The 20,720-nt window shown below is 74.7% G+C and carries 20 protein-coding genes and 1 pseudogene; 16 read left to right on the top strand and 5 right to left on the bottom strand.

Features of this window, described 5'->3' with window-relative positions:
• The 11 genes and pseudogenes from B0E53_RS16710 to B0E53_RS16660 form a co-directional block, all read left to right on the top strand.
• Positions 1-466 (top strand): annotated as a pseudogene (locus tag B0E53_RS16710) (beta-ketoacyl-[acyl-carrier-protein] synthase family protein); the annotation flags it as partial.
• On the top strand, positions 463-966 hold the full coding sequence (locus tag B0E53_RS16705) for a beta-ketoacyl synthase chain length factor (RefSeq protein WP_246835439.1): 504 nt from the start codon (positions 463-465) through the stop codon (positions 964-966). The pseudogene B0E53_RS16710 and the gene B0E53_RS16705, both read left to right, overlap by 4 nt.
• Positions 963-2,579: a class I adenylate-forming enzyme family protein gene (locus B0E53_RS16700; RefSeq protein ID WP_107076917.1), complete on the top strand. Its 1,617-nt coding sequence runs from the start codon at positions 963-965 to the stop codon at positions 2,577-2,579. The genes B0E53_RS16705 and B0E53_RS16700 overlap by 4 nt, the downstream gene beginning before the upstream one ends.
• A complete protein-coding gene (locus B0E53_RS16695) occupies positions 2,576-3,850 on the top strand; it encodes a beta-ketoacyl-[acyl-carrier-protein] synthase family protein (protein ID WP_107076916.1) in 1,275 nt (424 codons plus the stop codon). Before B0E53_RS16700 ends, B0E53_RS16695 begins: the two co-directional genes overlap by 4 nt.
• A 65-nt stretch (positions 3,851-3,915) precedes the next feature.
• Positions 3,916-5,022: a 4-hydroxyphenylpyruvate dioxygenase gene (gene hppD, locus B0E53_RS16690; RefSeq protein WP_107076915.1), complete on the top strand. Its 1,107-nt coding sequence runs from the start codon at positions 3,916-3,918 to the stop codon at positions 5,020-5,022.
• Positions 5,019-5,942, top strand: coding sequence for a phytanoyl-CoA dioxygenase family protein (locus tag B0E53_RS16685; protein ID WP_107076914.1), 924 nt, complete (start codon positions 5,019-5,021; stop codon positions 5,940-5,942). Before hppD ends, B0E53_RS16685 begins: the two co-directional genes overlap by 4 nt.
• A 2-nt stretch (positions 5,943-5,944) precedes the next feature.
• The gene (locus B0E53_RS16680; RefSeq protein WP_107076913.1) at positions 5,945-6,742 is read left to right on the top strand and encodes a DUF3050 domain-containing protein; all 798 of its coding nucleotides are present in this window, start codon (positions 5,945-5,947) and stop codon (positions 6,740-6,742) included.
• Complete coding sequence (locus B0E53_RS16675) at positions 6,739-7,710, top strand: thiamine pyrophosphate-dependent dehydrogenase E1 component subunit alpha (RefSeq protein ID WP_107076912.1); 972 nt, start codon at positions 6,739-6,741, stop codon at positions 7,708-7,710. The genes B0E53_RS16680 and B0E53_RS16675 overlap by 4 nt, the downstream gene beginning before the upstream one ends.
• Positions 7,711-8,676: a transketolase C-terminal domain-containing protein gene (locus B0E53_RS16670; protein WP_107076911.1), complete on the top strand. Its 966-nt coding sequence runs from the start codon at positions 7,711-7,713 to the stop codon at positions 8,674-8,676.
• 3 nt (positions 8,677-8,679) lie between these two features.
• Positions 8,680-10,035 (top strand): hypothetical protein, encoded by a 1,356-nt coding sequence (locus B0E53_RS16665; protein WP_107076910.1) that lies wholly within the window; start codon positions 8,680-8,682, stop codon positions 10,033-10,035.
• 67 nt (positions 10,036-10,102) lie between these two features.
• On the top strand, positions 10,103-10,660 hold the full coding sequence (locus B0E53_RS16660; protein WP_281492871.1) for a TetR/AcrR family transcriptional regulator: 558 nt from the start codon (positions 10,103-10,105) through the stop codon (positions 10,658-10,660).
• Between the two features lie 6 nt (positions 10,661-10,666).
• Here B0E53_RS16660 and B0E53_RS16655 read toward each other — a convergent pair whose 3' ends face one another.
• Entirely contained in the window at positions 10,667-11,347 is a 681-nt protein-coding gene (locus tag B0E53_RS16655) for an SGNH/GDSL hydrolase family protein (protein ID WP_107076908.1), read from the bottom strand.
• Positions 11,348-11,422: 75 nt separating this feature from the next.
• Between B0E53_RS16655 and B0E53_RS16650 the strand changes: the two genes are divergently transcribed.
• Positions 11,423-11,887: a dethiobiotin synthetase gene (locus B0E53_RS16650; protein WP_107076907.1), complete on the top strand. Its 465-nt coding sequence runs from the start codon at positions 11,423-11,425 to the stop codon at positions 11,885-11,887.
• A 19-nt stretch (positions 11,888-11,906) separates the two neighbouring features.
• On the opposite strand, the gene B0E53_RS16645 is transcribed toward B0E53_RS16650, so the two are convergent.
• From B0E53_RS16645 to B0E53_RS16630, 4 genes are all read right to left on the bottom strand, one after another.
• Complete coding sequence (locus B0E53_RS16645) at positions 11,907-12,539, bottom strand: HAD family hydrolase (RefSeq protein ID WP_107076906.1); 633 nt, start codon at positions 12,537-12,539, stop codon at positions 11,907-11,909.
• Positions 12,536-12,928: an MmcQ/YjbR family DNA-binding protein gene (locus B0E53_RS16640; RefSeq protein WP_107076905.1), complete on the bottom strand. Its 393-nt coding sequence runs from the start codon at positions 12,926-12,928 to the stop codon at positions 12,536-12,538. The genes B0E53_RS16645 and B0E53_RS16640 overlap by 4 nt, the downstream gene beginning before the upstream one ends.
• 86 nt (positions 12,929-13,014) lie before the next feature.
• The gene (locus B0E53_RS16635) at positions 13,015-14,238 is read right to left on the bottom strand and encodes an MFS transporter (protein ID WP_107076904.1); all 1,224 of its coding nucleotides are present in this window, start codon (positions 14,236-14,238) and stop codon (positions 13,015-13,017) included.
• Complete coding sequence (locus B0E53_RS16630; protein ID WP_107076903.1) at positions 14,235-15,806, bottom strand: AMP-binding protein; 1,572 nt, start codon at positions 15,804-15,806, stop codon at positions 14,235-14,237. Before B0E53_RS16630 ends, B0E53_RS16635 begins: the two co-directional genes overlap by 4 nt.
• Before the next feature lie 358 nt (positions 15,807-16,164).
• Between B0E53_RS16630 and B0E53_RS16625 the strand changes: the two genes are divergently transcribed.
• The 4 genes from B0E53_RS16625 to B0E53_RS16610 form a co-directional block, all read left to right on the top strand.
• Entirely contained in the window at positions 16,165-17,448 is a 1,284-nt protein-coding gene (locus B0E53_RS16625) for an SGNH/GDSL hydrolase family protein (protein WP_210406091.1), read from the top strand.
• Positions 17,449-17,507: 59 nt separating this feature from the next.
• Positions 17,508-18,731 carry a cytochrome P450 gene (locus B0E53_RS16620; RefSeq protein ID WP_107076901.1) on the top strand — a complete coding sequence of 408 codons (1,224 nt, stop codon included), beginning with the start codon at positions 17,508-17,510 and terminating at the stop codon, positions 18,729-18,731.
• Complete coding sequence (locus B0E53_RS16615; protein WP_107076900.1) at positions 18,728-19,711, top strand: alpha/beta hydrolase; 984 nt, start codon at positions 18,728-18,730, stop codon at positions 19,709-19,711. Before B0E53_RS16620 ends, B0E53_RS16615 begins: the two co-directional genes overlap by 4 nt.
• Positions 19,712-19,823: 112 nt before the next feature.
• Positions 19,824-20,720, top strand: an 897-nt coding sequence (locus B0E53_RS16610) for an alpha-hydroxy acid oxidase (RefSeq protein WP_107076918.1), incomplete at its 3' end; no start/stop codon positions are given.

Genomic DNA, 20,720 nt, shown 5'->3' with positions numbered 1-20,720 from the left:
GGCCGGCTGGGGGCGGGCCGGCGACGCGTACCACCCGTGCCAGCCGCACCCGCAGGGGAACGGCCTGGCCCGGGCCGCCGAGGCGGCGTTGCGCCGGGCCGGGCTGCCGGGCGCGGCGGTGGGCTACGTCAACGCCAACGCCACCGGCACCCCGTACAGCGACGCCTCCGAGGCGGCGGCGCTGGGCCGGGTGTTCGGCGCGGCGGCCGGGCGGATCCCGGTCAGCTCCACCAAGTCGGTGCACGGGCACGCCCTGGAGGCGTCCGGGCTGCTCGAACTGGTCGTCACCGTGCTGACACTGGGCCACGGCAAGCTGCCCGTCAACGCCGGCTGGCTCGGCCCCGACGAGAGCTGCCCCCTGGACGTCATCACCGACGCCCCCCGCCCGGCCACCACCGCCCACGCGCTGACGCTCAACGCCGCCTTCGGCGGGGCCAACACCGCCCTGCTGGTCGGTGCGCCGTGACGGCCGAGGTGCTGGCCGAGGCGCGCTGGCCGGAGGCCGGGGACGGGCCGCCGCCGGTGGTGCCGGGCTTCGTCCACTCGGCGTTCGCACCGCTCGTCGTGGCCGTCGCCGACCGGTGCCTGCGTGCGCGGTACGGGGAGGGGCCGCTGCCGGCCGGCAACCGGACGGCGGTGGTGCTGGTCAGCGCGAGCGGTGACCGGGCCAGCGCCGCGCACGTCCGGGCCACGGTCGCCGCCGGTGGCCGGGTCGGTCCGCTGTTCTTCTTCCAGTCGGTGCCGAACAGCGTGGCCGGGCACGTCGCGGCGCGCTGGGGACTGGACGGGCCGGTGGTGTGCCTGAGCCCTGCGGGGGATCCCCGGGCCGAGGGAACCGCCGAGGCGGACCTGCTGCTGTACGACGGCGACGCCGCGCAGGCGTTGCTGGTCCTGATCGAACAGGCACCGGACGGTACGCCGGGCGAGGCGACCGCGGTGCTGCTGGGGGAGGGAACACGTCAATGAGGACGAGGGGACTGCGCGGCGCCCTGGCGGCCGACACCGAGGTGGGCGCGGGGAACGTGCTCGCCCGGGTGCTGGCCCACGGCGCCGACCCGGCGGGACCGGGACTCACCTTCGACACCGCGGTCGACGGCCACCCGGCCGAGACCCCGCTGACCCTGGGCCGGCTCGACGAGATGGTCACCGCCCGGGCCGCCTGGCTGCACGAGCGCGGGGTGCGGCCGCGCGACCCGGTCGCCGTCTGGGCCGGCGCCGCCGCCGACATGGTGCTGTCGTTCCTGGCGCTGACCCGGCTCGGCGCGATCCCCGCGCTGATGAACGGCAGGCTGCGCCCGGAGATCGCCGCCGAGTACATCCGCCGGCTGCGTGCCACCGGAGTGCTCGCCGACGCCGCGCACGCCGCGGCCCTGGAGGGGCACGACCTGGGCGTGCCCCTGCTCGGCCAGCCCGCCGAGGCCGGCGGCGGGGACCCGGCCGCGGCCCCGCCGCACTACCGGCACCACGACGAGGACCCGATCGTCATCACCCACACCTCGGGCACCACGGGCGTGCCGAAGGCGGTGCTGCACTCGCACGCCAGCCTCTTCGCCGCCACCCGGCACCTGCTCGCCATGCCGCAGGCGCAGGGCACCACCCGGATCCTCAACGCGCTGCCCGCCCCGCACACCGCGACCGTGCTCATGGTCAACCAGGCGCTCGGCAACCGGGCGGAGATGTACCTCCTCTCCGAGCAGGGCGGCGAGCGGGTGCTCGACGCGATCCAGCGCTGGCGGCCGGACGGCGTGTTCGGATTCTCGGTCACCTGGGCCGAGCTGGCCCGGTTCGACCTCTCCGCGTACGACCTGGACTCGGTGCGGCTGTGGTTCAACACCGGCGACTGCTCGCACGAACCGCACGTGCGCCGGCTGGTCAAGGTGGGCTCGCGGGACGTGATGACCCGCGACGGGGTGACCCGGGTGCCCGGCTCGGCCTTCATCGACGGGCTCGGCTCCAGCGAGATGGGGCACTCGATGTTCCACATCACCCACACCGTCGACACCGACCGGTACGGCCGCTGCGTGGGCCGCCCGTACCGGTTCACCAAGGTGGCCGTGCTCGACCTCGACGGCAACGAGCTGCCACCCGGGCAGGTCGGCTGGCTGGGCATCGACTCGCCGTCGCTGTTCCGCGGCTACTGGAACGACTCGGTCACCACCTACCGGTCCCGGCTGCGCGGCTGGTACCTCACCGGCGACCTGGTCCACGCCGACGCCGACGGCCGCTACTACCACCTGGACCGGGCGGTGGACTCGGTCGAGGCGGGCGACGGGAAGCGGTTCTTCACGGCGCTGTCCGAGGAGCGGATCCTCGCCGCCTGCGCCGACGTCACCGACTGCACGGTGGTGATCGTCTCCGAAGGCGGCACCGTCGTCACCGACGTGCTGCTGGAACTGGCCGCGGGGGCGGACCCGGCCGAGGACCGCACCGCGCGGATCCGCGCCGCGCTCGGGCCGGACCTGGCCGCCACGCTGCGCCGGGTGGTGCCGGTCCGCGCGGACGACATCCCGGTCACCGTGACCGGCAAGGTCCGCAAGGTGGCGCTGCGCGAGCGCTATCTCAGTGAGTCCCCGTCATGAGCGCCGTCATCACCGGCATGGGGCTGTTCACCCCGGCCGGCCGGGGCGTCGAGGAGACCTTCACGGCACTCACCACCGGCCGGTCCGGGCTGCGCCGGCCCCCCGAGGGGCACCCGGCCCGGGACAGCCTCGAGGTGGCCGGCGTGCTGCCGGAGATCGACCCGCGCAGCGTCGCCTCCGGCCCGGAGACCAAGGTGCTGGACCGGGTCGTGCTGCTCGCCCTCCTCACCGCCGCCGAGGCGCTCGCCGACGCCGGCATCGAGGTGGGACGCGACGTCGACCCGGACCGGATCGGGGTGATCGTCGGCGGGGTCGGCGGAATGTCGACCCTGGAGAGCCAGGTCCTGGCGCGCGCCGCGCGGGGCCGGGCGGCGGTCAGCCCGTACCTGCTCACCGGGATCCTGCCGAACATGCCGTCGGCCCGGATCGCCATCGCCCACGGCATCCGGGGCTACAGCTCCGCGGTGGGCACGGCCTGCGCCTCCGGCGCCCAGGCGGTGGCCGACGGGGTACGCCTCATCCGGGCCGGCGAGGCCGACGTGGTGGTCTGCGGGGCGAGCGAGGCGCCGCTCTTCCCGACCTTCGCCGACACCTTCGGCAACGCCCGGGCCCTGGCCCGGGGCTGGGACGAGCCCACCGAGGCCAGCCGCCCGTTCGACAAGCGGCGCAACGGGTTCGTGCTCGCCGAGGGGGCGGCGCTGCTGGTGCTGGAGCGCGCCGGGCACGCCGCCGCCCGGGGGGTCACCGGCTACGCCGAGGTCGCCGGCTACGGAGTGAACACCGACGCGTACCACCCGACCGCGCCCCGGCCGGACGGCGCCGGTGCGGCGGCGTGCATGCGCCGCGCGCTGGCCGGCGGTGCGGTGACGCCGGCCGACATCGGCTACGTCAACGCGCACGGCACCGGCACCAGGCTCGGCGACATCGCCGAGACCACCGCCCTCGCCGAGGTGTTCGGCGTCGGCGGGGTGCCGGTCAGCTCCACCAAGGCGCTCACCGGGCACCTGCTCGGCGCCTCCGGCGTGCTGGAGGCGGCGGCCACCGCCCTCGCCCTCGGGCGCGGGCTGCTTCCGCCCACCTACCACCTCGACGACCCGGACCCGGACTGCGAGGCGGACCACGTCCGCGCCGCGCCCCGGGCCACCCGGGCCGACCACGCGCTGACGAACTCGTTCGGGTTCGGCGGCCAGAACGTCAGCCTGCTGCTGCGCCGGGTGGCGTCACCCGCCCGGCGGGTCACCGGTCCGGCCACGCCGGCCGCGGCGAGCTGATCGGACTCCATCCCGGGCGGACGCCCGGGTCGCAGTCACGGGGGGAACAGGGGGAAAGGCTACCTATGGACATCAATGGCATAGATCACATCGAACTGTACGTGGGGGACGCCCGCCAGGCCGCCTTCTACTTCGACACCGCCGTCGGTTTCCGGCTGCGGGGCCAGGGCGGCCCGGAGACCGGGCTGGCCGGGCAGCGCTCGCTGCTGCTCGAACAGGCCGACATCCGGATGGTGCTCACCACCGGGCTGACCGCCGAGCACCCGGCGTCGACGTACGTGCACCGGCACGGCGACGGCATCGCCGTGGTGGCCCTGGAGGTCGACGACGCCGCCGGGGCGTACGCGGAGCTGGTGGCCCGGGGCGCGACCGGGGTGCGCCCGCCGCGCACCTTCACGGGCGCGGACGCCGAAGTGGTGACCGCCGAGGTCGGCGGCTTCGGCGACGTGCTGCACCGCCTGGTCGAGCGGCGCGGCGACCGGACGGAGTTCCTGCCCGGGGCGATCGAGGCGGTGCCGGGCGGCGGCGACGCCCCGCTGCTCGCCGAGATCGACCACCTGGCGGTCTGCGTGCCGCCCGGCCAGCTCGACGAGACGATCGGGCACTACGAGAAGGTCTTCGGCTTCGCGCAGATCTTCGAGGAGCACATCGAGGTCGCCGGGCAGGCGATGAACTCGAAGGTGGTGCAGAGCCCGTCCGGGCGGGTCACCCTCGTGCTGCTGGAGCCGGACACCGGCCGGCGGCCCGGGCAGATCGAGGACTTCCTGCGCTGGCACGCCGGCGCCGGGGTGCAGCACCTCGGGCTGCGCACCGACGACATCGTCACCGCGGTGGGCGCCCTCGCCGGCCGGGGGGTGCGCTTCGCCGGCACCCCGGGCGCCTACTACGACGACCTGGAACAGCGGGTCGGCAAGGTGGACGCGCCGCTGGACCGGCTGCGCGACCTGAGCATCCTGGTCGACTCCGACCACGACGGCCAGCTGCTCCAGATCTTCACCGAGTCGATGCACGTGCGCCGCACCCTCTTCCTCGAACTCATCGAGCGGCGCGGGGCGCGCACCTTCGGCAGCGGCAACATCAAGGCGCTCTACGAGGCCAAGGAACGCGAACTGGCCGCGGCGGGGGCGACCCCCGCCGTCGCGGCCGGGACGGTAGGAGGAGTTCGGGCATGACCACCACACATCCGGCACTGACCGCCGAGGAGGAGGCGCTGCTGCCGTCCGACGAGGACGTGCGGCACTACGCCGAGCACGGCTGGTACCTGACCAAGAAGCTGCTCACCGACGACGAGGTGGACACCCTCGTCGCGGCGGCCGACCGCTACTACGCCGGGGAACGGGACCGGCGGCTGCCCGTCCGCCCGCCGAAGCTGGCCTACTGGGAGCCCGCCAAGGGTGACGTGCAGCGGCACAACGACTACGTGCACTACGAGCACGACGCCCTCGGCCGGATCCTGCGCAAGCCGCTGATCGGGGCGGTCGCCGCCCGGCTCGCGCAGGCCGACGAGATCCGCGTCTTCCAGTCCACGCTCATCTACAAGCCGCCGATCTCCGGCGAGCCGTCCAACATCGTGCCCTGGCACTTCGACAAGCACTACTGGGCGTCCTCCTCCTCGGAGAACATGCTCACCGCGTTCATCCCGTTCCACGACTGCGGCGAGGAGATGGGCACCATCACCGTGGTCGACGGCTCGCACCGGTGGCGGGAGATCGGCGCCGACGACACCGTGGTCCGGCACTTCGCCGACCGGGACCGTGACCAGCTCGAAACGATGCTCGCCGAGAACGCCGCCTACAACCACGCGGAGATCCGCAAGGTCCCCATGGTGATCCCGAAGGGACACATGAGCTTCCACCACTGCCGCGTCTACCACGGCAGCGGCCCGAACGTCAGCGACCGGCCCCGCCAGGCCGTCTCGCTGCACCTGCAGGACGGCGCCAACGCCTGGCGGGAGTATCCGCTCTCCGACGGCACGCTCGCCGCGTACAACCACGACGTGCTGGTCCGCCGCACCCACGACGGCCGGCCCGACTACGCGGACCCCGAATTCTGCCCGGTCATCTGGCGCGACCGCGCCCAGCAGGGAGGCTGACCATGTCACGGTACGACTGGGGGAAGACGCACCCGGGCATCGAGCGGCTGGAGCGAGCGGTGACCGAGCGCCGCGACGTGGTGGTCAACCACCCGCTCTACGCCAACCTGGACACCCACGACGCGCTGGTCACCTTCATGGAGCACCACGTCTTCGCGGTGTGGGACTTCATGTCGCTGCTGAAGTCGTTGCAGCGCCAGCTCACCTGCGTGACCGTGCCGTGGATCCCCACCGGCCCGACCGGCAGCCGCCGCCTCATCAACGACATCGTCATGGTCGAGGAGAGTGACGAGCTGGGCGACGGCTACATCAGCCACTTCGAGCTCTACGTGCGGGGCATGCGGGAGGCCGGCGCGGACACCGGCGCGGTGGACCGGCTGGTCGACCTGCTGCGCGCCGGCCGGCCGGTCACCGGGGCGCTGGCCGAGGCGGGCGTGCCCGCGCCCTCGGCCGCGTTCGCCGCCACCACCTGGCGGATCATCGAGAGCACCCCGGTGCACTGCCAGGCGGCGGCCTTCGCGTTCGGCCGCGAGGACCTCATCCCCGAGATGTTCACCCAGGTCGTCGCGGTGAACGAGCGCAGCCACCGGCTCAACACGTTCGTCGACTACCTGGAGCGGCACATCGAGGTCGACGGCGAGCAGCACACCCCCATGGCCATGCAGATGCTCGCCGACCTCTGCGGCGACGACGACACCAAGTGGCAGGAGTGCGCCGACACGGTCAACGCCGCGCTCGCCGCCCGCGCCCAGCTCTGGGACGGCATCCTGGCCGCCGTCAAGGAGGGGCGTCCGGCGTGACCGGCTCCGACCCGGTCCGGCTCTACCGGACGGTCCGGCTGATCCGCCGCTTCGAGGAGCGGGCGATCGAGCTGGTCCACGCCGGCGAGATCGTCGGCGGCATCCACCCGTACCTCGGTCAGGAGGGCATCGCCGCCGGGGTCTGCGCGGCGCTGCGCCCCGGGGACCTGGTCACCGGCACCCACCGCGGGCACGGGCACGTGCTGGCCAAGGGCGCCGACCCGGCCCGGATGCTCGCCGAGCTGTGCGGCCGGGTCACCGGGCTCAACCGGGGCCGGGGCGGGTCGATGCACGCCGCCGACTTCGGCGTCGGGGTGCTCGGCGCCAACGCCATCGTCGGGGCCGCCGGCGCGATCCTCACCGGAGCGGTGTGGGCGCGCCGGCGGCGCGGCGACGACGTGGTCGGGGCGACCTTCTTCGGCGACGGCGCGGTCAACGAGGGGATGCTCCTCGAGGCGTTCAACCTGGCCGCGCTCTGGCGGGTGCCGGTGCTCTTCGTCTGCGAGAACAACGGCTACGCCACGACCATGCCGGTCGCCGGCGCGGTCGCCGGCACCATCGCCGGCCGCGCCGCCGCCTTCGGCATGCCGGCGGCCGCCGTCGACGGCCAGGACCCCGAGCGGGTACGCGAGGTCACCGCCGCCGCCGTCGCGCGGATGCGCGCCGGCGGCGGCCCCGAGCTGGTCGAGGCCCGCACCTACCGGTTCGACGCCCACCACACCTTCGAACACCGGGTACGCCTCGACTACCGCCCGCCCGAGGAGGTGGCGGCCGGTCGGTCCCGGGACCCGGTCGACATCGCCGCCGCCCGGCTCCCGGCGGCCGACCGCGCGGCGGTCGACGCGGAGGTCGAGGCCACCCTCGACGCGGCGGTGGACTTCGCGCTGGCCAGCCCCGCGCCGGATCCCGCCACCGCCCTCGACCACCTGTACGCCAGCGGGCTCACCGCCCGGACCGGAGGTGGCTGAATGACCCGGCTCTCCTACCGCAGGGCGCTGACCCGGGCGCTCGCCGACGAGATGACCCGCGACGAGTCGGTCTTCCTGCTCGGCGAGGACATCCGGGTGGCCGCCGCCAACGTCACCACCGGCCTACTGAAGAAGTTCGGCCCGGAGCGGGTCCTCGACACGCCCCTGTCGGAGCAGGCGTTCACCAGCTTCGCCACCGGCGCCGCGCTGGCCGGGGCGCGACCGGTGATCGAGTTCCAGATCCCCTCGCTGCTCTTCCTGGTCTTCGAGCAGATCGTCAACCACGCGCACAAGTTCCCGCTGATGACCGGCGGCCAGTGCGCGGTGCCGGTCACCTACCTGGTGCCCGGCTCCGGCTCCCGGACCGGCTGGGCCGGGCAGCACTCCGACCACCCGTACAGCCTCTTCGCCCACGTCGGGGTGACCACCGTGGTGCCGGCCACCCCCGCCGACGCGTACGGGCTGCTGGTCTCGGCGATCCGCTGCGACGACCCGGTGGTGGTCTTCGCCCCCGCCGGGGCACTCGACGTGCGGGCCGATGTCGCCGACCTCGCCCCGGTGCCGTTGGGGCGGGGCGTGGTGCGCCGGCCGGGCACGGACGTCACGGTGGTCGCCGTCGGGCACCTCGTGCACGACGCCCTGGCCGTCGCCGACGAACTGGCCGGCCAGGTCTCGGTGGAGGTCTTCGACCCGCGCACCCTCCACCCGTTCGACTGGGACGGGCTGCTCGACTCGGTGTCCCGCACCGGGCGCCTCGTCGTGGTGGACGACTCCAACCGGTCCTGCGGGATCGCCGGCGAGATCATCGCCACCGTGGTCGAGCGGGTCCCGCTCGCCGCGCCGCCCCGCCGGGTCACCCGCCCGGACGGCGCGGTGCTGCCCTTCGCGCCCGCCCTGGACCGGGCCGTGCAACCCGGCCGCGACCAGCTCACCGCCGCCATCCAACTGACCTGTAAGGACGGATGAACGATGGACCCGAACTACCCCTGGCCGCCCGCCGGGCAGGCGTGGACCGACCTGCCCGAGCCGACCCGTACGGGGATGGTGGCGGCCGGCGCCGACGCCTGGGAGAAGATCTTCCACGGCCGGGCCACGTACAACAAGCAGTGGCGGCTGGCCCGGCCCCCGGTGCTCACCGCGGACGCGTTCCGCGAGCTGAACGAGGTCTGTGACCGGATCGCCCAGCTCATCCTGGAGGCCTGCCAACGCCGGGCCCGCACCGCCGGGGAACTGCGCCGGCTGCTCGACGTGCCGGCGGGGGAGACCCGGCTGCTCGACGAGGACGAGCCGCTGCACGAGGGGCTGCTCGCCGCGTACCGGCCGGACGTGCTGCTCTCCGGCGGTGTGCCCTGCATCGTGGAGTACAACATCGACAGCAGCCTCGGCGGCGGCTTCGACGCCGACACGGTGATCTACCGGTACGCCGAGCTGTACCGGGAGCACGGCCTGCTCGACGGGCTGCCGGTCCGGCCCGCGCCGTCCCTGCTGGACCAGCGGTTCGTGGCCATTCGGGACACCCTCGGCCTGCCCGACGGCGCCCGGGTGGCGCTGCTCATGGACTTCGACGCCGAGTACCCGGGCCTCGACGACCCGGAGACGTTCATCCGGGTCCTCGCCCCGCTCGCCGACCAGGCGAAGCGTTTCGGCATCGACCTGGTCATCGCCCCGGTCTCCACCGCCACCCTGGACGAGCACCGCCGGCTGGTGGTCGGCGGCGCCCCGGTGGACGCGTTGTTCCGGCTCTTCGTGCCCAACCGGGTCACCCCCAGCGCCGGTCTCGACGCGGTGGCCGGCGCCCTCGCGGCCGGCACCCTGCCGATGTTCGTGAGCACGGCGGCCTGGCTGCTCAGCAACAAGGTGAACTACGCCTGGCTCTGGGCCGACCTGGACCTGCTGTCCGAGACCGACCGGGCGCTGGTCCGCCGCTACGTCCCGCACACCGTGGCGCTCACCGCCGACCAGCTCGACCGGGCCCTGGCCGAGCAGGCCGACCTGGTCGCGAAGCCGGCCGGCGGCTCGGCCGGGCACGGGGTGCTGATCGGCCGGGAGATGAGCGCGGTGGCCTGGGAGGACGGCGTCCGGGCCGCGATCGACGCGGGCGGCAACATCCTCCAGCGCTACCACGAGGCCGACCGGGTGGCCATGGACTTCGTGCAGATCGAGACGGGGGAGACGGTCACCGCCGAGGTGCCCTACAGCCTCGCCCCGTACCTGTTCGGCCGCAACGGCTCCGGCGCCCTGGCCCGGGTCGGCTACCCCGGCTGCGAGGGCGTCCTCAACCTGGCGAGAGGCGTCCTCATGACCGGCATCCTGCTCACCGACTGACGCCCCGTTGACCAAGAGGTTCGCGTCGGTGTCCGGCCGCCGCGCGACGCGAACCTCTTGATCAGGACTGGCCGACGCCGACGGCCTGGGCGCCGTGTCGATGCGCGCGGTCGCCGGTGCGCTCGGGATGGCCGCCGCCTCGCTCTACCGGCACCTGTCGTCCCGGGACGACCTGCTGGACCTGATGGTCGACCGGTGCGTGGGCGAGCTGCGGCCGTACCCGGCGGACGACGGGAGCTGGCAGGACCGGTTCCTCCTGCTGGCCCGCCGCCAGCTGGCGCTCTACCAACGCCACCCGTGGCTGCCCGACGCGATCGCCCGGCGCACGGTGCCGGGGCCGAACACCCTCGCCCACTTCGACGCCTGCCTGCGCATGCTGCGACCGGTCAAGGCCGGGGTCGTCGCGAAGTTCGAGGCGATCGCCATGGTCACCGGGGTGGTGTCGCTCTTCGCCGGCAGCGCGGCGGCCGCCGGCACGCTCACCTTCGACCACGTCGACCTGGCGACGTACCCGCATCTGGCCGCCGCGTTCGCGGAGCCCCCGTCCGCCGCGCCCGGTGGGGACCTCTTCGAGCGCACCCTGCGCAGCCTGCTGACCGGCCTGCTCACCACCGATCCAACCTGACTCCGCTCAGCCGGCGGCGAGGCGGCTGCCGAGGACGCGCAGGGTCTCGGCGGTGGCGACAGCGTCGCTGCGGGCGCTGCCGTGCCGGCCGTCGCTGCTGTACAGCGACGGATCCGCGACGAGCGGGTGGTCGGTCAGGTGCACGTGCAGCGTGCCGAGCCGCTCCGCCAGCCGGCCGGTGTGGAATGAAAGCCGACGCATCCGCTCGCCCAGCCCCGCCCGCAGCGCATCCGGGACGGCCGGGCTGTGCGACACGTCGAACATGCCGACCGTGATGACGTCCGCCCCGGCACCCTGGAGCGCGGTGACCATCGCGGCCAGCTCGGCGTCCACCGCCTCCGGGTCGTACCCCGAGCGGAACGCGTCGTTGCCGCCGCAGACCACCAGCGCCAGGTCCGGCGCGAACTCCAGCGCCGCGGCGAGCTGCGTCGCACGCACCTCGTGCGCCCGCAGCCCGCGCCGCCCCAGGTTCAGGTACGCCAGCTCGGGCCGCACCGCGCGCAGCTCGGCGCCGATCCGGTCGGCCCACTGGAGGTCCGGGTAGCCGTCGACCGGCTCGCACATGCCCTCGGCCACACTGTCGCCCAGCACCACGAACCGCCGCCACGGGTGCCCCCGCAGCAGCTCGCCGGCCTCGCGCGGGCGCAGGCACCACGGATCCGTCGCTTCGGTCACCGTCGATCCCACCCCCGCACGCTAACCCAGCCGCACCGGATCCGTCGATCATGAGCCCGACGATCGCGGACCCGGGACAATGGCGGGGTGCAGGTGGCGGTGTGCGGGCCGGCGGAGGCCACGCCGGAGGAACTGGCGCAAGCCCGGCGGGTGGGGGAGCTGCTGGCCGAGCGGGGTATCACCGTGCTCTGCGGTGGGGGCGGCGGGGTGATGGCCGCGGTCGCCGCCGGTGTCCGCGACCGCGCCGGCCTGGTCATCGGGGTACGGCCCGACGACGGCACCGACCCCGGCCCCGTCGAGCTGTCCGCCTCGGTGGTGACCAACATGGGCCAGGCCCGCAACGCGATCCTGGTGTGGAGCGCGGACGCGGTGATCGCCGTCGGCGGCTCCTGGGGAACACTGAGCGAGGTGGCGCTGGCGCTGCGCCGCGGCGGCATCCCGGTGGTCGTGCTCGGCGGCTGGCGGATCCTCGACGCCCACGGCGTCGCGGTCCCCGGGCCGGTCCACGCGGCCACCCCCGGGGACGCCGTGCGCCTGGCCCTCGGGGACTGACGGCGGTCTTCGGCGTCGGTCAGTCGAGCAGTGCCAGCAGGTCCCCGGGCCGGGCCGCGCTCACGTCGGCGGCCTCGGTCGGGTCGTACTGGTGGCCCCAGGCGGCGGCCACCGCCACGGCGCCGCTGTCCCGGGCGGCCCGCAGGTCCAGCGGCGAGTCACCCACGTACGCGGCGCGGCCCGGTGGCACGCCCAGCCGCCGGCAGGCCAGCTCGACGCCGTCCGGCGCCGGCTTGGGGCGGGCGACCTGGTCGCCGCCGAGAACGACCCCGAAACGGCCGAGCAGGCCGACCCGGTCGAGCAGGATCTCGGCCGCGCGGTGGCTCGCGCCGGTGAACAGGCCCACCGGCACCCGGGCGGCGACCTCGGCGAGCACCTCCGCCACCCCGGGGTAGACGGTGACCCGCTCGGCGAGCGCGGCCAGGTGGGCGTGGTAGGCGGCCAGGTCCGCGTCGGTGGCCGGCCGCCCGAGCAGGTGGGTCAGCAGGTCGGCCGGCGCGCCGAGCGAGTAGCCCGCGATGACCTCGGCGTCGGTGCGCTCCGGCCCGCCGCCGGCCAGCACCGCCGCACGGTAGGCCGCCGGCACCACCTCGTGCGACTCGATCAGCGTGCCGTCCATGTCGAAGACGATCCCGGCCACCGGCCCGCTCATCCGGCCTCCGCCCGGTGGGCGGCGGCGAGCCGCTTCGGGGCCCGCGCGTACCACGCCTCGGTGACCAGCTCGGTCAGCTCCTCGACCCCGATCCGGTCGAGCCGGACCAGCACCGCCGGGTAGCCCTCGAAGTGCGGGGTGGTGAAGTAGACCCGGGGGTCGTCGGCGAGCAGCGCTTCCTTGGCGCCCAGGTCGGGCACCCGGGCGCCGAGGATCAGGCCGTCGGGCGCGGCGTCGCCCAGCGCGTCGAGGTCGGCGCGGCGCAGCGGCCGCTCCCAGACGAAGAGCTTGTCGCGCACCCGCCAGGCCGGCAGGTCGTCGTGCGAACCGCGCTCGGTGGTCTCCGGCAGGGCGAGCGCGATCCGCCGGACGTCGTCCCAGGTCGCCATGGGCCGACCCTACGCCGACCCACCGACACCGGTGGCCGCCCCGGACCCCGCGGCCCGACCCGGCAAGGCCGCGCCGGGACCGACGGTCAGGCCGGGGTGGAGGCGACCGGTTCCGCCGCCGGCCGGTCGGCCGGTGGGCGGCTCAGCAGCAGCGGCACCACGGTGAGCACCAGGCAGGCCACCGCCATCACCAGCAGCGCCGGGGTCAGCCCGAGCACCGCCACCGACCAGCCGCCGAGCAGCGCCCCGACCGGCAGGCCGAGGAAGGCCACCGAGCCGGAGATGCCGAGCACGCGGGTCTGCAACGACTCCGGCACCCGCTCGTAGAGGGCCGCGCCGAGCAGCGGGTTCACCGCCGCGATGGCGATGCCGGACACGAACGTCACGACGAGCACCACCACGAGGTCGTCGCTGAGCGCCAGCGCGAGCAGCCGGGGCGTGCCGCTGAGCGCCAGCCCCAGCCCGAACGTCGCCCCCCGGGGCAGCCGGGTTCCGGCAACGGTGAAGAGCAGGTTGCCCAGCAGCGCGCCGGCGGAGAACACCCCCAGCAGCAGGCCGAACCCGGCCGGGTCGCCGAGCACCCGGTCCACCCAGAGCGGAATCCAGACGGCGACGCTGGCGTTGGCGAACATGTTCGACGCCGAGACGACGATCAGCATGGTCAGCAGGGTGCGGTCGGTGCGCAGGTAGGCGAAGCCACCGCGCAGCGCCCGCAGGTAGCTCTCCCGGGGCGCCGGCTGGGCCGGCGCGGGCGGGCGGACCAGCACCCCGATCAGCAGTGCGCAGGCCGCGAAGGTGGCCGCGTCGATCCAGATCGCCCGGGTCACCCCCACCCAGTCGATGAGCAGCCCGCCGAGCACCGCGCCGAAGAGCGTCATGCCCCGGGCCAGCCCGTCGTAGGCGGAGGTGAGCCGGATCAGCGGCACCCCGGCCCGCTCGGCGGCCGGCTTGAACAGCACGTGCTTGACCCGGTCGCCGATCCCGCGCAGCCCACCGGCCACCGCGACCAGCACCAGCAGCGTGCCGAACCCCAGCCAGGGCGCCAGCGCCACCACCGCCATCGCCGCCGCGCTGGCCGCGTCCACGGCGACCGAGGTACGGCGCACGCCGAACCGGTCGGCCCACGGTGTCGCCAGCGCGCTGGAGAGCATGTACGGCAGGGTCTCCGCCGCCGCGACCAGGCCCATCCGGGTCGGGCTGCCGGTGGTCTCCAGCACCAGCCAGGGAATGGCCACCACCGAGATCCGGGTGCCCAGGTTGGACAGCAGGTCGGCGCCGACCAGGGTGTAGAGCTCCCGGCGCGGGGTCACGCCGGACTGCCGATGGCCGTGCCCAGCGACTCGGCGTCGGCCGGGTGGGCGGCGGCGTACCGGGCGCGCAGGGCGCGCTTGTCGACCTTGGCGGAGCGGTTCAGCGGCAGCGCGTCGAGGAACTCCACCGCACCGGGCGCCCAGGTCTCGCTCAGCTCCCCGGTGACCAGCGCGATCAGTTCGTCCCCGGTCACCGTCGCGCCCGGCGCCGGCACCACGTACGCGTGCGGCAGTTCCCCGGCGACCGGGTCGGGCACGCCGATCACCGCGGCGGCGCGGACCTCGGGATGGGCGGCGAGCACGTCCTCGATGGGCCGGGAGTAGATCGGCCAGCTGCGCTGCCGGGTGAGGATCCGGTCCTGGAGCCGGTCGACCAGGTAGAGGTAGCCGTCGGCGTCGAGGTGGCCGATGTCGCGGGTGCGCACCCAGCCGTCGACCAGCGTCTCGGCGGTCAGCTCGGGCTGGCCGTGGTAGCCGGCGAAGCTCAGCTTCGTGCGTACCCACACCTCGCCGTCCGCGCCGGCCGGCAGCACCCGGCCCTCGGCGTCGCGGATCTCCACCGCCACGTCCCCGTACGGGCGGCCGCAGGAGCGCAGCCGCTCCGGGTGCTCCGGGTCCTCGGTGAGCCCGGGCAGGGCGCAGATCACCACGGCCTCGCTGAGCCCGTACACGATGCGCAGGCACGGGCCGAAGCGGGCGATCGCCTGGCGCAGCCGGGCCGGCGCTGCGGGCCCGGCGCCCACGTTGAACATGAACATGGCGGAGAAGTCGGCGCCGTCGAGGGCCGGGTGGTCGAGCACCTCGTAGAGCATCGGCGGGGTGACGAAGGTGGAGGTCAGCTTCTCGGTGTCCACGGTCCGGATGAACGCCGCCGGGTCCCACTGCTCGCGCAGGAACAGCACCCCTCCGGTGAACAGGTTGAACAGCGTGGTGATCTGGCCGCTGGCCAGCCACATCGGCGAGTGCGACAGGTGCCGCAGCAGCGGGAAGCCGGCCGCCCGGAAGTCGGCGGCCAGGGCGAGGATCTGCCGGTAGAAGCTCTCCCGGTGGTGCACCAGCTTGGGCGTGCCGGTGGTGCCGCTGGTCTGCAGGAACGACTCCGGCGCGGGCGCCGCGGCGGGCAGGTCGGCCGGCTCGCCACCGGCGGCGGTGAGGTCCGGTCCCGCGCCGCCGGGCCCGAGGCAGAGCACCGGTACGCCGGTCAGCCCGGCCGCGATCCGCGCGCCGAGCGGGTCGCGCGGGTCGTGCACGAAGGCGTCCGGGCCGGCCAGGGCGACGAACTCGTCGACCTCCCGACGGGAGGTGACCGGGGCGACCCACATGCTCCGGCAGCCGAGCAGGTGCAGCGCGAGCTGGAGCAGTGGCCCTTCCAGGGTGTTGCCGAGCATCACCAGCACCGCGGCCCCGGGGCGTACGCCGTGTCGCAGCAGCGCGCCGGCCAGGCCGCGCACCTCGGCGGCGACCTCGGGGTAGGTGAGCCGGCGGCCCCCGCCGACGAGCGCCTCCCGGTCGCCGAACCCGGCGAACAGGTCCAGCGCCTCATGCACGTAGTTCGGCCGGTCGGTCATCGGGCAGCCCCCATCGTGGTCCGGGGACGGTCGACGGTGGCACCGGCGTACGGTGCCACGACTACCGTCGGAAGCGGCGTCCGGGCAGGTCGGAGCCGGGACGCGACGGCAGGTGCCAGGGTCGGCGACCGCACCGCCGCCAGTGCCGAGCCTAGGCAGTCTGGGTCGCTGGAGGACAGCGCCCGAACGGCGTTCGGTGGCACCCCGAAGACATTTGATCATGTCGATCAGGTTGATTGACGCTCGTCACCGCCGACGGCTAGTTTCCGGTCCATCGCCCGGCGGCGGCGCCGATCGCGCCGCGCCCGGGGCTGCCAACGATGGAGGATCAATGCCGACCCCGAAGAGATGGCACGTCATAGCTTCCGCCGCAACACTGCTGATCGCCGGCACTCCCGCGGTCACCGCGAGCGCCGGCCCCACCGACACCGACAGCGCCCGGCACGGGCGCGCGGAGTGGGCCGGGACCTGGGCCGCCGCGGTGACCCGCGGGAACACCGTCGGCCTGACCAACACCGGCCTGAACAACCAGAGTATCCGGATGCCGGTGCAGACCACGGTCGGCGGCGACCGGCTGCGGGTCCGGCTCACCAACCTCTACGGCGAGCAGGCCGTCAAGGTCGGTCACGCCACCGTCGCCCGGCCGAACACCGCCACGGCCGACGACCTGTCCGACATCGACCCGGCCAGCGTCCGGGAGCTGACCTTCCAGGGCGCCTCCTCGGCCACCATCAACAAGGGCGCCGAGCTGCTCAGCGATCCGCTCTCCTACCCGGTGGCGGAGCAGGAGGACCTGGTGGTCACCCTGTACTTCCCGGTGCTCACCGGCCCGGTCACGTTCCACGGCCAGTCGCGGGTCACCAACTTCATCGGCGCCACCGACCTGACCACCGCGGCCGGCGGCGCCGGCTTCACCATCAAGCCCAACTGCTGCTGGATGTTCCTCTCCGGCATCGACGTGGAACGCCGGCTCAGCCCCGGCTCGGTGGTCGTGCTCGGCGACTCGATCGGCGACGGCAACGGCAGCACGGTCAACGCCGACCGGCGCTGGCCGGACCTGCTGGCCGAGCGGCTCATCGACGCCCGCCCCGAGGTGCGTACCCCGGGCGTGCTCAACCTGAGCCTCTCCGGCAACCGGCTCAACCACGAGGGCACCGAGCCCGGCGCGGGCGGCTTCCCCGGCTACTACGAGCTGGGCCCGAACGCCCTGGCCCGGCTCAACGAGGACGTCTTCCCGCAGACCGGGGTGCGGACCGTCATCACCCACCTGGGCATCAACGACATCTGGATGAACGGCGACAGCGCGGAGGCCATCATCGCCTCGCTGCGCCAGCTCAACCAGCAGGCCCAGGAGCGCGGCCTGACCAGCCTGGTCGGCACCATCACGCCGTACGAGGGCAACGGCGGTCCGGGGGTGTGGACCGAGGAGAAGGAGGCCACCCGGCAGGCGGTCAACACCTGGCTGCGCGGCACCGGCGGCGCGGAGTTCGACGGGGTGATCGACTTCGACGCCGTGCTGCGCGACCCGGCGCACCCGAGCCGGCTGCTGCCGGCGTACGACGCCGGGGACCACATCCATCCGAACGACGCCGGCGCGCAGGCGATGGCCGACGCCGTGCCCTTGCGACTGCTCGGTCTGTGACACCGGTGGGGGCGGCGTCGGCACCACGCCGCCCCCACCGTCTTTCCTGGGGAGGAACTGTGGACGTCGACGAGATCCTGACCGGCCTGTACAGCGAGCAGGGCCGGCAGAACCCGTACCCGTGGTACGCGGCCCTGCACGAGCACGGGCCGATCAACGCGGTCCCGAAGCGGACCGAACACAGCACGATCACCGCCGTGGCCGGCGGCTACGACGTGGTCGACCAGGTGCTGCGGGACCCGGGCTGGTACAAGGGCGCCCCGCCCGACTGGCAGGACCAGGAGATCCTGCGCACCTTCCTGACCTCGATGATGTTCATCAACCCGCCGGACCACACCCGGATGCGGGCGGTCTTCGCCAAGACCTTCACCCCGCGCCGGCTGGGCGCGCTGGAGCCGGTGATCGTCCGGATCGTCGAGGACCGGCTGGACCGGATGGCCGAGGTCGGCGCCGACGGCACCGAGGTGGACTTCGTGGCCGACTTCGCGTACCCGGTCCCGGCGCTGGTGATGGCCGAGTTCATCGGCCTGCCCGAGGCGGACCTGGCCTGGTACCGGCAGCGGGTCGACTGGATCGACGAGTACATGGACGTGGCCGGCAAGACGCCGGAGCGGCTGGCCCGGGCCAACCAGGCCGCCGACGAGCTGCGCGGCTACTACCGCGAGCTGCTCGCCCACCGGCGGCGGCAGCCCGGTGAGGACCTGATCAGCGGGCTGGTCGAGGTGCTGGACGCGGGCGGCGTAGACCTCACCGAGGAGGAGTTGATCAGCAACCTCATCGTGCTGTTCAACGCCAGCTTCGTCACCACCGTCTACATGTTCAGCAACGGCCTCCCGCTGCTGCTGGCCCACCCGGACGTGGTCGCCGCGCTGCCCGGCGACGACGCGCTGGCCCGGGGCTGCGTGGACGAGGTCCTGCGGATGGAGAGTCCGGTGCACTTCCTGGCCCGTGCCGCCCCGCACGACACCGAGGTGGGCGGCGTGCCGGTCGGGCGGGACGAGAACATGCTGCTGCTGATCGCGGCGGCCAACCGCGACCCGGCCCGCTTCCCCGACCCCGACCGATTCGACCCGCACCGCGCGGGCCCGCCGTCGCTCGCCTTCGGCGTCGGGCTGCACTTCTGCCTCGGCTCGGCGGTGTCCAGGCTGGAGGGCCGGCTCGCCCTGCCCCGGCTCTTCGCCCGCTTCCCCGAGCTGGCGGTCACCCAGCCCTACTCGTACAGCGGCAGCCTCTTCCTGCGCGGCATCGACAAGCTCTTCGTGACCACCCGGGAGGTCCGATGACGCTCGATCCGCAGGTGGTCGCGTGGCGGGCCGCGCGCGCGGCCGCCGGCACGGCGCCGCTCTACGCCCAGACCCTGGCCGAGGCCCGCGCCGCCGACCTCGCCGCGATCCGCGCCGGCACCGGCGCGGTCGAGCCGGTCGAAGAGGTACGCGACACGCAGGTCCCCGGCCCGGACGGGCCGCTGCCGGTGCGCGTCCACCGGCCGGCCGGGGACGGCCCGCTGCCCACCCTCGTCTACTTCTTCGGCGGCGGCTGGACGCTGGGCAGCGTGGACACCGCCGACGGCATCTGCCGCCGGCTGGTCAACCTCGCCGGCTGCCAGACGGTGACCGTCGGCTACCGGCTGGCCCCCGAGCACCGCTTCCCGGCCGCCGTGGACGACTGCCACGCGGCGCTGCGCTGGCTGGCCGGGCACGCCGACGAGTTCCGCATCGACCCGGACCGGCTGGCCGTCGGCGGGGACAGCGCCGGCGGCAACCTGGCCGCCGCCGTCACCCTGCTGGCCCGCGCGGACGGCGCCCCCCGGCTCGCCGCCCAGCTGCTGGTCTACCCGAACACCGACCAGCGGCCCGGCCGCGGGCCCACCGGCGCGGAGGACCCGCTGCTGTTCAACCGGCACTCGGTCGAGTGGTACCGCCGGCACTACCTGGCCGACCCCGGCGACGCGGCCCACCCGCTCGCCTCGCCGCTGCTCGCCGAGGACCTCGCCGGCCTGCCCCCGGCACTGGTCATCACCGCCGAGCACGACCCGCTGCGCGACGAGGGGGAGCGGTACGCCGAGCGGCTGGCCGAGGCCGGCGTGCCCACCGAGGCCACCCGGTACGACGGCATGGTCCACGGCTTCTTCGCCATGCCGGGGCTGTTCGACGCCGGGCGGCGAGCCCAGGAGCAGGCGGCGGCCTTCCTGCGGGAGCGGTTCGGGCTCACCCCGGCCGGCACGGCAGCGGGCACGGTGGCGGGCGGGCCGGACCGTGGCTGACCTCCGGACGACGGCCACGGCGGCGACGGCACCTCACCCGGCGGACGCCACGACGACCACTGCGCCGCCGGACGGGCTCGCCGGCGAACCCGGGTTCGCGCCGCCGGCGAGCCTGGCCGACTTCGCCGGGCTGGCCCGGGCCGCGCTTCCCGCCGAGGTGTGGGACTTCGTGGCGGGCGGCAGCGGCACCGAGACCACCCTCGCCGCGAACCGCGCGGCGCTGGACCGTGTGGCGGTGCTGCCCCGGATGCTGGCCGGCGTGGACGCCCCGGCCACCGAGGCGCCCCTGCCCGGCGGCCGGTACGCCCTGCCGGTGGCGGTCGCGCCGATGGCGTACCAGAAACTGCTGCACCCCGACGGCGAGGTGGGGCTCGCCGCGGCGGCCCGCGCGGCCGGCGTGCCCTACGTGGCGAGCACGCTGGCCAGCACGCCGATCGAGGAGGTCGCCGCGGTCGGCGGCACCGTCTGGTTCCAGCTCTACTGGCTGCGCGACCGGGGCATGGTGGCCGACCTGCTGGACCGGGCGCTCAGCGCGGGCTGCGCGGCGCTGATGGTCACCGTCGACGTGCCGGTGCTCGGCCGCCGGCTGCGCGACGTGCGCAACGGCTTCGCCCTGCCGCCGCACGTCACCGCCGCGAACCTGCCCGGTGGCCGGAACGACCTGGCCCACCAGGGCACGCCCGGGGTCTCCGCGGTGGCCGCGCACACCGGCGCGGTCTTCGCCCCCGCGCTGAGCTGGGCCGACCTGGCCTGGCTGCGCGAGCGTACCCCGGTGCCGTTGCTGGTGAAGGGCATCCTGGACCCGCGCGACGCGGTGCGCGCGGCGGAGCTCGGGGTGGACGCCGTGGTGGTCTCCAACCACGGCGGCCGGCAGCTCGACGGCGCACCGGGCAGCGCGGCCGTGCTGCCCGAGGTGGTCGCCGCGGTGGGGGAGCGCTGCGCGGTGCTGCTGGACAGCGGCGTGCGCGGCGGCACCGACGTGCTGCGCGCCCTCGCCCTCGGCGCGGCC

Origin of the sequence: Micromonospora sp. MH33 (assembly GCF_003013775.1) — a bacterium.
Taxonomy (GTDB): Bacteria; Actinomycetota; Actinomycetes; order Mycobacteriales; family Micromonosporaceae; genus Micromonospora; species Micromonospora fulviviridis.
This window is presented reverse-complemented; position numbering and strand designations above follow the sequence as displayed.

What these genes read in the sequence shown, in the direction of transcription:
- B0E53_RS16700 (WP_107076917.1), top strand. Translation starts at nt 963, where the DNA reads ATGAGGACGAGGGGACTGCGCGGCGCCCTGGCGGCCGACACCGAGGTG.
- B0E53_RS16695 (WP_107076916.1), top strand. Translation starts at nt 2,576, where the DNA reads ATGAGCGCCGTCATCACCGGCATGGGGCTGTTCACCCCGGCCGGCCGG.
- hppD (WP_107076915.1), top strand. Translation starts at nt 3,916, where the DNA reads ATGGACATCAATGGCATAGATCACATCGAACTGTACGTGGGGGACGCC.
- B0E53_RS16685 (WP_107076914.1), top strand. Translation starts at nt 5,019, where the DNA reads ATGACCACCACACATCCGGCACTGACCGCCGAGGAGGAGGCGCTGCTG.
- B0E53_RS16680 (WP_107076913.1), top strand. Translation starts at nt 5,945, where the DNA reads ATGTCACGGTACGACTGGGGGAAGACGCACCCGGGCATCGAGCGGCTG.
- B0E53_RS16670 (WP_107076911.1), top strand. Translation starts at nt 7,711, where the DNA reads ATGACCCGGCTCTCCTACCGCAGGGCGCTGACCCGGGCGCTCGCCGAC.
- B0E53_RS16665 (WP_107076910.1), top strand. Translation starts at nt 8,680, where the DNA reads ATGGACCCGAACTACCCCTGGCCGCCCGCCGGGCAGGCGTGGACCGAC.
- B0E53_RS16645 (WP_107076906.1), bottom strand. Translation starts at nt 12,539, where the DNA reads ATGAGCGGGCCGGTGGCCGGGATCGTCTTCGACATGGACGGCACGCTG.
- B0E53_RS16640 (WP_107076905.1), bottom strand. Translation starts at nt 12,928, where the DNA reads ATGGCGACCTGGGACGACGTCCGGCGGATCGCGCTCGCCCTGCCGGAG.
- B0E53_RS16630 (WP_107076903.1), bottom strand. Translation starts at nt 15,806, where the DNA reads ATGACCGACCGGCCGAACTACGTGCATGAGGCGCTGGACCTGTTCGCC.
- B0E53_RS16615 (WP_107076900.1), top strand. Translation starts at nt 18,728, where the DNA reads ATGACGCTCGATCCGCAGGTGGTCGCGTGGCGGGCCGCGCGCGCGGCC.